Raw genomic sequence first — 11,221 nt, 5'->3', positions numbered from 1 at the left:
GCCGCTGTTACTGCTATCCAAATCGATGGCGTATTACATGAATTTTCAACAGTTGAGGGCGTAGTAGAAGACGTTACGACGATCATCTTAAACTTGAAAAAGTTAGCTCTTAAAATCTACTCTGAAGAAGAGAAGACGTTGGAAATTGATGTGCAGGGCGAAGGTATTGTCACAGCTGCTGATATTACTCACGATAGTGATGTAGAAATCTTAAATCCAGATTTACACATTGCAACGTTAGCAAAAGATGCGCATTTCCGCGTGCGTTTAACTGCAAAGCGTGGCCGTGGGTATACGCCAGCTGATGCAAATAAAAGCGAAGATCAACCAATAGGAGTAATTCCTATTGATTCTATTTATACTCCAGTATCACGTGTGACTTACCAAGTGGAAAAGACACGTGTCGGACAAGTGGCTAATTATGATAAGCTTACGCTTGATGTATGGACGGATGGAAGCATCGGGCCAAAAGAAGCTATCTCTTTAGGTGCCAAAATCTTAACTGAGCATTTAAATATCTTTGTTGGTTTAACTGATGAAGCACAAAATGCTGAGATTATGGTCGAGAAGGAAGAAGATCAAAAAGATATGATGAAAGTTCGTAACTTAGGACGTAAATCCTTAGAAGAAGTTAAACATAAACTTGAGGAATTAGGTTTAGGTTTACGTAAAGACGACTGAGGATTTAAACCCATGAACAAAGGAGGGAACTACGAATGGCATACAGAAAATTAGGCCGTACAAGTGCGCAACGTAAAGCTATGTTACGTGACTTAGCTACTGATTTAATTATCAACGAGCGCATCCAAACGACAGAAACTCGTGCAAAAGAACTTCGTTCTGTAGTGGAAAAAATGATCACTTTAGGTAAACGCGGAGATCTTCATGCTCGTCGTCAAGCAGCAGCTTTCATTCGCAATGAAGTAGCTAACGCTGAGACTGGTCAAGATGCACTTCAAAAATTATTCGCTGATGTAGCTCCACGCTATGCTGAGCGCCAAGGCGGATACACTCGTATTGCAAAAATTGGTCCACGTCGCGGAGACGCAGCACCAATGGTAATTATCGAGTTAGTATAATGATAATTAAAAGGGCAGGACAGTTCTTTTCAAGAAACTGGTCATGGCCCTTTTTTTTAAATATAAAAATAGGCGAGCTTGGCGAAGGAAAGGGTGCCTTCTATTGAAAAAAGAGAAACTTCGGATAGGAAATATATCATTTCAATATCCTGGGGCAGCCACGTATGCATTAAAAGATGTTTCATTTTCCTTATATGAGGGAGAATGGGTATCTATTATTGGACAAAACGGTTCAGGAAAGTCTACACTTGCAAAATTATTGAATGGTTTGTTTTTGCCGGAAGCAGGGACTATTACAGTAAATGATTCAATGGTTTTATCAGAGGAAACGGTATGGGATGTTCGAAAACAAATTGGAATGGTATTTCAAAATCCAGATAATCAATTTGTTGGAACAACAGTTCAAGATGATGTTGTATTTGGCTTAGAGAATATCGGAATGCCCAGAGAACAAATGATTGAAAGATTAGAACAGGCCTTACGACTTGTCCGTATGGAAGATTTTCTTAATGATGAGCCTCATTCCTTATCTGGTGGGCAAAAGCAGCGAGTGGCAATAGCGGGCGTTTTAGCACTTCAGCCATCTATTTTAATATTAGATGAAGCAACGTCAATGTTAGATCCTCAAGGAAGACGTGAAGTAGTAGAAACGGTTAGACAACTTGTTAATCAAAAAGGTATTACTGTGTTATCAATTACGCACGATTTAGAAGAAGCGGCACAGTCAGATCGTGTCATTATTTTAAATAAGGGAGAAATATTAGAGGAAGGGACTCCAGAGAAAATTTTCAAGTCCTCTCATATGCTCCAAGAAATTGGCTTAGATGTACCGTTTTCGGTTAAAATAGCAGAATTATTAAAAAGAAATGAAATTATTTTGCAAAATACGCATCTTACAATGGAAAGCTTGGTGAACGAACTTTGGAGATTACATTCCAAAAAGTAGAACATCGTTATCAATATAAAACTCCATTTGAAAGACGCGCGCTTTATGATGTAGACGTGTCGTTTCCAAGTGGGGGCTATTATGCCATTATCGGTCATACTGGTTCAGGTAAGTCGACGATGATTCAACATTTAAATGGTTTATTGCAGCCGACAAATGGTACAGTTCAAATTGGTGAACATTTGATTTCGGCAGGAAAGAAAGAAAAAAAGCTAAAGCCACTACGTAAAAAAGTAGGGGTTGTCTTTCAATTCCCAGAACATCAGTTGTTTGAAGAGACTGTGGAGAAAGATATTTGTTTCGGCCCTACTAATTTTGGGGTATCTGTAGAAGAAGCGAAGCAAAAGGCAAGAGAGGCAATTGAACTTGTAGGGTTAGAGCCAGAACTGTTAACACGTTCACCGTTTGAGTTAAGTGGCGGGCAAATGAGGCGTGTTGCGATAGCGGGTGTATTGGCGATGGAACCTGAAGTGCTTGTATTAGATGAACCTACAGCAGGGCTAGATCCAAAAGGGCAGAACGAACTTATGCAGATGTTTTATAAGTTGCATAAGGAGAAGGGGCTTACAGTTATCCTTGTAACGCATAATATGGAGGATGCCGCTCAGTATGCGGAGCAGATTGTAGTTATGCATAAAGGAACGGTCTTTTTGCAAGGAAGTGCAGAGGAAGTATTTTCACATGCTGATGAACTAGAGAAAATTGGTGTGGATCTTCCTATGTCATTAAAGTATAAACGTGCAATTGAAGAGAAGTTTGGTATTTCAATTCCAAAGGCTACCTTATCTTTAGAGGATCTTACTCATGAAGTTGTGCAGGTGTTACGAAAAGGTGGTCATGAATCATGCAGCAGTTGATTATTGGGAGATATATCCCGGGGAATTCACTTATTCATCAACTTGATCCACGTACGAAGCTGCTGATTGTCTTTTTATATGTATTTGTTGTTTTCTTAGCAAATAATGCGATTTCATATGGATTTTTATTTTTATATGCACTCATTGCTTTATTTTTTGCAAAAGTGCCGATTCGTTATGTACTTTCGGGCTTAAAACCAATTTTATGGATTTTTCTTTTTACATTTTTCCTGCATATTTTTACAAATAAAGAGGGGGATGTACTACTCCAGCTTGGTTGGTTTTCGATACATGAAAAAGGATTAGAGCAAGGGATATACATTTCTGTACGATTCTTCGTTATTATTTTAATGACGACATTATTAACGTTAACGACGACACCTATTGAAATTACAGATGGTTTGGAGACGTTATTAAAGCCGTTGAAGCGTATAAAGGTTCCTGTTCATGAAATCGCATTAATGATGTCAATTTCTCTTCGTTTTATTCCGACATTAATGGATGAAACGAGTAAAATAATGAAAGCACAAGCATCACGTGGTATTGATTTCGCTGGGGGACCGATAAAAGATAGAATGAAAGCTATTATCTCACTGCTTGTTCCTCTGTTTATCAGTGCTTTTAAGCGTGCAGAGGACTTAGCTATTGCGATGGAAGCTCGTGGATATCAAAGTGGTGAAGGACGTACTAAATTTAGGCAACTACGCTGGAAAACAAGCGATACAGTAACGATTGTAAGCTTATTTTGTTTAGCTTGTATTTTGGCATGGGTGCGATCGTAATGGAGAATAGAGAAATGGATAGAATAAAATGTACGGTTGCATATGATGGCATGCATTTTTGTGGTTATCAAATTCAGCCGAAGCATCGTACTGTTCAACAGGAGATAGAAAAAGCATTACAGAAATTGCATAAGGGAGAACTTGTTCGTGTTCAGGCATCTGGTAGAACAGATTCTACGGTTCATGCAAAAGGACAAGTCATACACTTTGATACTCCTTTGTCTCTTGAAGAGTGGCAATGGAGTAACGCTTTAAATACAATGTTGCCAGATGATATTGTTATTAGGCAAGTAGAGAAAAAAACAGAAGAGTTTCATGCACGTTACGGTGTTGAGAAAAAAGAATATCGTTATCGTGTATTATTATCAAAGACTGCGGATGTATTCCGTAGAAATTACGTATATCAATATCCATATCCGCTCGAAATCAAAAAAATAAGAAAAGCAATTCCGTATTTTATTGGAACGCATGATTTCACTTCTTTTTGTTCGGCAAAAACTGACAAAAAAGATAAAGTGCGAACAATTTATGAAATCGAGTTAATTGAGCAAGACGATGAATTAATTTTTCGTTTTGTAGGTAATGGATTTTTATATAATATGGTCAGAATTATTGTTGGTACGTTACTTAACGTAGGGCAAGGAAAGCTTGATCCTGATAGCATTCCAGAGATTTTAGCGAAACAAAATCGTCAGTTTGCTGGAAAGATGGCTCCAGGTCATGGGCTTTACCTATGGGAGGTAAACTATAACAACTAATCCTGGTGTAACATTTGCTTGACATTAGAAACTCAAAAGTATATCATAACATATGGTATTGTTTCTAAAACCACGATTAGCCCCGGAAGGAAATCGTGTTTAAGATAAACAATAGATTTTTTCTATGGAAAAGATAACGAGGAGGGAAACACATGCGTACGACTTTTATGGCAAAAGCTAACGAAGTTGAGCGTAAATGGTATGTGGTTGATGCTGAAGGTCAAACTTTAGGTCGCCTATCTACTGAAGTAGCATCCATTTTACGTGGTAAAAACAAACCTACATTTACACCACACGTTGACACGGGTGATCATGTAATTATTATTAACGCTGAGAAAATTCATTTAACAGGTAATAAATTAAACGATAAAATTTACTACCGTCACACTAACCACCCAGGTGGACTTAAGCAAAGAACAGCTCTTGAAATGCGTACAAACTACCCTGTACAAATGTTAGAGCTTGCAATTAAAGGCATGCTTCCAAAAGGACGCTTAGGCCGTCAAGTTTCTAAGAAACTTAACGTGTATGCTGGAGCAGAGCATCCACACCAAGCACAAAAACCAGAAGTTTACGAACTTCGCGGATAATTAATTAAAGGAGGGCTTACTTTGGCACAGGTTCAATACTATGGCACTGGACGTCGTAAGAGTTCAGTAGCGCGCGTACGCCTAGTTCCAGGCGAAGGACGCGTTATCATTAACGGTCGTGATTTTGAAAACTATATCCCATTTGCTGCATTACGTGAAGTAGTGAAACAACCTCTAGTTGCAACAGAAACTTTAGGTAACTACGATGTACTTGTAAACGTAAATGGTGGTGGATACACTGGTCAAGCTGGTGCTATTCGTCACGGTATTTCTCGCGCTTTATTAAAAGCTGATCCAGAATACCGTCTAACACTAAAACGTGCAGGTCTATTAACTCGTGACGCACGTATGAAAGAGCGTAAAAAATACGGTCTTAAAGGCGCACGTCGTGCACCTCAGTTCTCAAAACGTTAATTTTTGCGAACTACAAACCCCAACCATTTTGGTTGGGGTTTTTTTATGTTTCATTCCTCTTTTGTAATTTTTATAGCTTGGAATATTTTAGTGCTACCACCGCGCGTATGCTTCTTCTTTAGAAGTTTAGACTAATACGTATTAGGGAGGTTTATAAGTACTATGAATGTCATTGTCAGCTTACAAGAAAAACAAAAAGAAAAGCAGTTAAAATACGAGCGGAAGATGTTGCGGGAATTATCATTAAAAACATTACGTTCAAATATTCGTGATGCCTTTCAAATGCAAGAGCTTCATCGTCAGTATGAAGATTACTGTATTGAATTAGGGATAGAATCTTATTTATTAGGAGCGAGATATAGTAAATTTGGTTATTATGGTGAATCGTTTTTTGATGTGAAATATAGAGCTTTAGAAGAAGAACAACAATTAACTGAAACGCTATTTCAATTTTTAACGAGTATGACTATGCGAGAAATAAAGTTGAAAGATGAGGAATTACTTTTTGAATCTTGTCAGCAGTTTATAGGATTGTGGTGGCAAGAAGGGTATGAAAAAGGTGAAAGAAGATATCGATTAAAGCTTCATTAAGACAAGCATAAACTTTCCTCTTGTCCCATATAAGTAATTAGAGGGACTAGCTGGAGGAGGAAAGGTATGAAGAGAATTCGAATTATCTCTTTTGCACTCGCTGCGGTTGTATTGTTTTTTTTAGTCAAACAAGAATTTCAAATTACAAAATCGTGGCGAGCTTGGAATTTACCCTTATCAGGGAAAGTAATTGTATTAGATGCTGGTCATGGTGGACCAGATGGAGGGGCTGTTGGAGGAAAGGATATTATAGAAAAGGATATTACGCTTGAAATTACAAAAAAGGTACAAGACTATTTACAAGAACAAGGTGCACTAGTTATTTTAACGCGTGAGGGAGATTATGATTTAGCTAACAAAGATACAAAGTCATATAGTAGACGTAAAGCAGAGGATTTAAAAAAACGTGTAGAAATCATCAATAAACCTGATGTAGACTTTTTTGCAAGTATTCATTTAAATGCTTTAACTAGTAGTGGATCGAAAGGCGCACAAACGTTCTATTACCGCTCTTCAATTGAAAATGAACGTGCTGCAAAATTTATACAGGCTGAATTGAGAACAAGTTTAGAGAACACGAATCGTTCTGCTAAGACAATTTCGCATGTGTATTTATTAAAGTATTCTAAAACACCAGGTGCTTTAATTGAAGCCGGCTTTTTATCGAATGTGAACGAAAGGTATATGTTAAATTCGGAGAAATATCAGCAAAAGGTAGCGGCTGCAATATACCGGGGTATATTACGCTATTTCACGGAAAAAGGAAATCCTCCAGAATAAGGAGGATTTTTTTGAGTTTCTCTCGTTAACGAAGTTTTCGGAAAATATGTTATACTGGAAATGTAAACGCATTTATTTCAAGAATAAGCAGAGATAAATTCAATTAACATTACGTTATTTTTCATACAGGGGGCTGGGCTAATTATGGTAACGAAAGAACAAGTGGTTGAAGCGTTAGAAGGGATTGTAGATCCGTTTTTACATAAAACATTAAAAGAAACAAGTGCAATTAAAGAGGTAACAGTCAAGCCTGAGAAGGAACATGTGAGTGTCAAAATTGCAATCGTAAAAACTGGTACAGCGGAACAAATGCAGTTGCAGTCTGGAATTGTAAAGTTATTAAAAGAACTTGGAGCAGCAACAGTTGGACTTCGTTTTGCAGAATTTACAGAAGAGGAATTAGCTCAGTTTGCACCAGAACAAGAAGCAGAGCAAAGTGAATCTTTATTGTCACCAAATTCAAAAACGACATTCTTAGCAGTAGCGAGTGGAAAAGGTGGCGTGGGAAAATCAACCGTTTCCGTTAACCTTGCAGTTGCTTTAGCTCGTTTAGGAAAAAAAGTTGGTATTATTGATGCGGACATTTACGGTTTTAGTGTGCCAGACATGATGGGGATAGAAAAACGTCCCATCGTAAGAGGTGATAAGATAATTCCGGTGGAACGTTTAGGTGTAAAGGTAATCTCAATGGGCTTCTTTGTAGAGGATAATGCACCAGTTATTTGGAGAGGACCTATGCTTGGGAAAATGTTAAACCACTTCTTCACAGAAGTAGAATGGGGCGATTTAGATTATTTAGTATTAGATTTGCCACCAGGCACAGGTGATATTGCGTTAGATGTGCACTCAATGTTGCCATCTTGCAAAGAGATTATTGTAACGACGCCGCATCCAACAGCTGCGTTTGTAGCAGCGCGTGCTGGAGCGATGGCATTACGCACTGAACATAGTATTCTCGGTGTTGTTGAGAACATGGCATATTTTGAAAGTAAGGTAACTGGTGAGAAAGAATATGTATTTGGAAGAGGTGGGGGAGATAAGTTAGCTACCGAACTACAAACAAATGTTCTTGGGCGTATTCCACTGCAACAACCCGATTGGAATAAAGAAGACTTTGCTCCTTCGGTATATGAAGATACACATACAACCGGCATTATTTATAGTAAAATAGCTGAAACAGTAATTGATAAAACAGCTGTTACACAAAAATAAAGCGAAACTTTAATCAGTGGGGCTCATCTGTTACTGGCAACAACTAGTAAACCTTTCGCTTAACTAGAGGGCCATTTTGTCTGTTAATAGCAAGATAAAGTAATAACGAGTGGACAATTTATACATTGTCCACTCGTTATTATAGTTATTATTTTTACTGTTCTTCCTTCTTCTCGCCTTGAGAACCGCCGTCACCGCCTGCTTCTTTCTTATCAGATCCACCTTTTTCAGCCTTTTGTACACCTTTACTAATGATATCAATCATCTTGGCTTGGAAGAGTGGACTTTCAGTAGTTTCTGTTAGTACTTGTTGTAGATATTGACGGTATTCTTTACTCTTCATTGTTTGTAACATCATTTTTTCTACTTCAGGATTTTTCATAATTTCTATAACGCCTGCTTGGTATTCAGGGTCTTTTAATAAGGTTTTCATTAATTGGGTTTGTTCTTTCCCCATACTTTTAGCAAACTTTGATGAGAACTCAGGATCTTTAAAGAGCTTTTCCCAGAATTGTTGCCCTTTATCGGATACCATGGCATCTTCAATCGTTTTCTTTACTACTGTTTCATCTAGTATGAGTGCTTGTTTCATTTTTTCATCAGTTAATACATCTTGAATAGCTTTCTTACCTTGATCTGTTTTTAAAATATCAACAATCATTTTCTTTGTTTGATCGTAATCTAGTTCGGATTTCGTTTCTTTTCCTTGTGCGCATGCTACAAGTGCGATAAGTAGAAAAGAAGAAACGAAAATGAATAGTATCCGTTTCATAAGTTGGAACTCCTTTCAGCACAGTTCTCTCTTTTTAATATAAATATCTTTAAGGAATTTATACATGAACATGGCTAGCTTTTTGAAATTGTCATTGATACAATTTAATTAGAAATATAAGGATAATGGGGGATGTGTTGTGAATAGCCGCAAGTGGGTACGACTATTTTTAACGACGTTGTTTCTTGGTGGGATTAGCACAGTTATTATTGGTTTTGTTTTGGAGTGGGACAGGTACAATGAATTTTTTCAAAATTTCGACGTTGAGGAGATTTTAGCGGTATCTTTCTGGTTGATGGGTGTAGGATTTATTTTTAGCGTTATAAGTCAAATGGGATTCTTTGCATATTTAACAATCTATCGTTTTGGACTAGGGATGTTTCGCTCATCGTCTTTATGGAATGCAGTCCAGCTCTTTTTTATTGCATTCGTATTATTTGATTTTGTGTATTTAAGATCTGTACTTATTGCAAATGGGGAAATCTCATTGGGGAATAACATACTTGTTGCTGGAATTTTATTTGTGTTTGGAGCAATTGTTGCTTATGTAAAAAGTAAAGAAACAAATAAAAAAGCATTTGTGCCAGCTCTGTTCTTTATGGTTGTTGTAACGATTCTTGAATGGGTACCGGCGCTTCGGATTAATGATACAGATTGGTTATATTTAATGGTTATACCGCTATTGTTATGTAATGCATATCAATTACTTGTATTACATCGTTTAATCGGAAAAACGAGTAAATCTGCTTAATAGAGAGAGGTTTTATATATCAGCAGTTATATTACTGGAAATGGTGTGATTAAAAAAGCTCTACCACCTTTTTGAAAGGTAGTAGAGCTTTTTATACGTGAAGAGTAGTAGGGACGAAGCTATTTCACATCTTCACTTTTCGTACTTGTGTTGGAAATAAGTTGTGATACGGATATTTGCTCATATCCATCACTTTTTAATTTTTGCAGAAGCAGCGGTAAAGCTCTATTTGTTTGAAGGGCAGAATCGGATGCGTGTAATAAGACAATATCTCCACCTTTCAAATTATTAGAGACGGTGGAAACGATGTGATTTACACCTGGGTTTTTCCAATCGTTGGAATTATTACTCCAATGCACGACGGTGTATCCGAGTGATTCTGCAATTTTAAGGGTTGCCTTGTTAAATTCGCCACTAGGTGGACGTAACAGCTTGACTTGTTTTACCCCAAGTTTTGTAAAAACATCTTGTGCTCGTAAAAGGTCTCGTCTTATTTCATTCGTCTCTAGAGAAGTATAGGATGTGTAATTGTAACCCATACTACCGATTTCGTGTCCATCTTTCATGATGCGCTCTACAATATCGGGGTGTCTTTCGGCCCATGCAGCAGAAAGGAAGAAGGTTGCATTCTTAATTTGTCTTTCTTTAAGAGTATCAAGGATTGGAATTGCTTTTTTGTCTCCCCAACTAATATCAAACGTAAATGCAACTTGCTTTTTAGCGGTATCTCCTTTGTAAATTACTTTAGGACCTGTAGCAGTTGAAAAAGCAGATTCATGTGAATATGTTTTTAAAAAGAGTAGCCATGCTGTAAATAAGGAAAGTATCACTATTAAGCTAATGTGTTTAAAAGTTCTCTTACTCGTAATAAAAAAGAAAAACATAATATTACGCCCCTTTGTCCAATCCTTTTCAGTTACATATATGCTGTAAATATAAAAAAGAGAACAAAGGATTAATATCGTAAGTAATGGATATAATGAATGATAGGATTGTAATAAGTGAAAATGAGCGAAACGTTTATTGTTACGTAAGGAATTATTGAGGTGATCATTTGCTTGGGCTGATGTTGACAAAAGAAGAGAGAAAAGAGATGGAATACATATTAAAGAGAGAGTTAGAGGAACTTTTATTTGATTTTGAAGATGAGCGTATTCATGAAGTTGTAAAAAAGGCGATGGAAGAAAGATATAAAATCATTTTTTGTTTATTTCGGAGAGTTGCTAATGCAGAGGAATGTATTCGTTATGTAAGAAAAAGAACTTTTTATTAAAAAGTGTTGACGTTAATAGTTTGTATATGGTAAATTAATAAACGTCGCTGATGCGGAAACGCAGAAAACGACAAAAAAGAAATTGAAAAACTTAGTTGACATCGAAAAACGAAGATGTTAACATAAGGAAGTCGCAAATGAGCGGCTAAGTAGTTCTTTGAAAACTGAACGAAACAAACAACGTGAAACGTCAATTTTTATTTTTAGATGCTAGACAAACTAACTTTATTGGAGAGTTTGATCCTGGCTCAGGATGAACGCTGGCGGCGTGCCTAATACATGCAAGTCGAGCGAATGGATTGAGAGCTTGCTCTCAAGAAGTTAGCGGCGGACGGGTGAGTAACACGTGGGTAACCTGCCCATAAGACTGGGATAACTCCGGGAAACCGGGGCTAATACCGGATAACATTTTGAAC

At 37.2% G+C, this 11,221-nt stretch carries 15 protein-coding genes and 1 rRNA gene; 14 read left to right on the top strand and 2 right to left on the bottom strand.

Annotated elements, in window-relative coordinates:
• The 11 genes from rpoA to ATL10_RS29405 all read left to right on the top strand — a co-directional run.
• The coding region (gene rpoA, locus ATL10_RS29455; protein WP_110498151.1) for a DNA-directed RNA polymerase subunit alpha at positions 1 to 681 on the top strand (681 nt) is incomplete at its 5' end.
• Positions 682 to 716: 35 nt separating this feature from the next.
• A complete protein-coding gene (rplQ, locus tag ATL10_RS29450) occupies positions 717 to 1,079 on the top strand; it encodes a 50S ribosomal protein L17 (RefSeq protein WP_000331490.1) in 363 nt (120 codons plus the stop codon).
• Between the two features lie 103 nt (positions 1,080 to 1,182).
• Positions 1,183 to 2,025 carry an energy-coupling factor ABC transporter ATP-binding protein gene (locus tag ATL10_RS29445; protein WP_000711762.1) on the top strand — a complete coding sequence of 281 codons (843 nt, stop codon included), beginning with the start codon at positions 1,183 to 1,185 and terminating at the stop codon, positions 2,023 to 2,025.
• A complete protein-coding gene (locus tag ATL10_RS29440) occupies positions 2,001 to 2,882 on the top strand; it encodes an energy-coupling factor ABC transporter ATP-binding protein (RefSeq protein ID WP_000406539.1) in 882 nt (293 codons plus the stop codon). Before ATL10_RS29445 ends, ATL10_RS29440 begins: the two co-directional genes overlap by 25 nt.
• Positions 2,870 to 3,664 (top strand): energy-coupling factor transporter transmembrane component T family protein, encoded by a 795-nt coding sequence (locus ATL10_RS29435; protein WP_001186530.1) that lies wholly within the window; start codon positions 2,870 to 2,872, stop codon positions 3,662 to 3,664. The genes ATL10_RS29440 and ATL10_RS29435 overlap by 13 nt, the downstream gene beginning before the upstream one ends.
• A 14-nt stretch (positions 3,665 to 3,678) precedes the next feature.
• Positions 3,679 to 4,422 (top strand): tRNA pseudouridine(38-40) synthase TruA, encoded by a 744-nt coding sequence (truA, locus tag ATL10_RS29430; RefSeq protein WP_002094238.1) that lies wholly within the window; start codon positions 3,679 to 3,681, stop codon positions 4,420 to 4,422.
• Between the two features lie 152 nt (positions 4,423 to 4,574).
• On the top strand, positions 4,575 to 5,012 hold the full coding sequence (rplM, locus tag ATL10_RS29425; protein ID WP_001260795.1) for a 50S ribosomal protein L13: 438 nt from the start codon (positions 4,575 to 4,577) through the stop codon (positions 5,010 to 5,012).
• 21 nt (positions 5,013 to 5,033) lie between these two features.
• Positions 5,034 to 5,426 carry a 30S ribosomal protein S9 gene (gene rpsI, locus ATL10_RS29420; protein ID WP_000079986.1) on the top strand — a complete coding sequence of 131 codons (393 nt, stop codon included), beginning with the start codon at positions 5,034 to 5,036 and terminating at the stop codon, positions 5,424 to 5,426.
• A gap of 162 nt (positions 5,427 to 5,588) precedes the next feature.
• Positions 5,589 to 6,017: a DUF2521 family protein gene (locus ATL10_RS29415; protein ID WP_001101005.1), complete on the top strand. Its 429-nt coding sequence runs from the start codon at positions 5,589 to 5,591 to the stop codon at positions 6,015 to 6,017.
• 66 nt (positions 6,018 to 6,083) lie between these two features.
• Complete coding sequence (gene cwlD, locus ATL10_RS29410; RefSeq protein ID WP_000822439.1) at positions 6,084 to 6,797, top strand: N-acetylmuramoyl-L-alanine amidase CwlD; 714 nt, start codon at positions 6,084 to 6,086, stop codon at positions 6,795 to 6,797.
• Between the two features lie 144 nt (positions 6,798 to 6,941).
• Positions 6,942 to 8,009, top strand: coding sequence for an Mrp/NBP35 family ATP-binding protein (locus tag ATL10_RS29405; protein ID WP_000256623.1), 1,068 nt, complete (start codon positions 6,942 to 6,944; stop codon positions 8,007 to 8,009).
• Between the two features lie 154 nt (positions 8,010 to 8,163).
• On the opposite strand, the gene gerD is transcribed toward ATL10_RS29405, so the two are convergent.
• Positions 8,164 to 8,781, bottom strand: coding sequence for a spore germination lipoprotein GerD (gerD, locus tag ATL10_RS29400; RefSeq protein ID WP_000821602.1), 618 nt, complete (start codon positions 8,779 to 8,781; stop codon positions 8,164 to 8,166).
• Between the two features lie 139 nt (positions 8,782 to 8,920).
• Here gerD and ATL10_RS29395 point away from each other — a divergent pair, with 139 nt between their 5' ends.
• A complete protein-coding gene (locus ATL10_RS29395) occupies positions 8,921 to 9,532 on the top strand; it encodes a KinB-signaling pathway activation protein (RefSeq protein ID WP_110498150.1) in 612 nt (203 codons plus the stop codon).
• A 119-nt stretch (positions 9,533 to 9,651) separates the two neighbouring features.
• Here ATL10_RS29395 and pdaB read toward each other — a convergent pair whose 3' ends face one another.
• Positions 9,652 to 10,416 (bottom strand): polysaccharide deacetylase family sporulation protein PdaB, encoded by a 765-nt coding sequence (pdaB, locus tag ATL10_RS29390; RefSeq protein ID WP_000464717.1) that lies wholly within the window; start codon positions 10,414 to 10,416, stop codon positions 9,652 to 9,654.
• Positions 10,417 to 10,586: 170 nt separating this feature from the next.
• Between pdaB and ATL10_RS29385 the strand changes: the two genes are divergently transcribed.
• The gene (locus ATL10_RS29385; protein ID WP_000901145.1) at positions 10,587 to 10,805 is read left to right on the top strand and encodes a hypothetical protein; all 219 of its coding nucleotides are present in this window, start codon (positions 10,587 to 10,589) and stop codon (positions 10,803 to 10,805) included.
• Between the two features lie 225 nt (positions 10,806 to 11,030).
• Positions 11,031 to 11,221, top strand: a 16S ribosomal RNA gene (locus tag ATL10_RS29375); the annotation flags it as partial.

Source organism: Bacillus sp. 196mf (assembly GCF_003217275.1).
Taxonomy (GTDB): Bacteria; Bacillota; Bacilli; order Bacillales; family Bacillaceae_G; genus Bacillus_A; species Bacillus_A thuringiensis_S.
Note: the sequence above shows the minus strand (reverse complement) of the source record. Positions and strands in the feature narration are given on the sequence as shown.

Bases quoted from the DNA above. Each gene is read 5' to 3' on its own strand.
- rplQ (WP_000331490.1), top strand. From the start codon at position 717: ATGGCATACAGAAAATTAGGCCGTACAAGTGCGCAACGTAAAGCTATG.
- ATL10_RS29435 (WP_001186530.1), top strand. From the start codon at position 2,870: ATGCAGCAGTTGATTATTGGGAGATATATCCCGGGGAATTCACTTATT.
- truA (WP_002094238.1), top strand. From the start codon at position 3,679: ATGGATAGAATAAAATGTACGGTTGCATATGATGGCATGCATTTTTGT.
- rplM (WP_001260795.1), top strand. From the start codon at position 4,575: ATGCGTACGACTTTTATGGCAAAAGCTAACGAAGTTGAGCGTAAATGG.
- ATL10_RS29415 (WP_001101005.1), top strand. From the start codon at position 5,589: ATGAATGTCATTGTCAGCTTACAAGAAAAACAAAAAGAAAAGCAGTTA.
- cwlD (WP_000822439.1), top strand. From the start codon at position 6,084: ATGAAGAGAATTCGAATTATCTCTTTTGCACTCGCTGCGGTTGTATTG.
- ATL10_RS29405 (WP_000256623.1), top strand. From the start codon at position 6,942: ATGGTAACGAAAGAACAAGTGGTTGAAGCGTTAGAAGGGATTGTAGAT.
- gerD (WP_000821602.1), bottom strand. From the start codon at position 8,781: ATGAAACGGATACTATTCATTTTCGTTTCTTCTTTTCTACTTATCGCA.
- pdaB (WP_000464717.1), bottom strand. From the start codon at position 10,416: ATGTTTTTCTTTTTTATTACGAGTAAGAGAACTTTTAAACACATTAGC.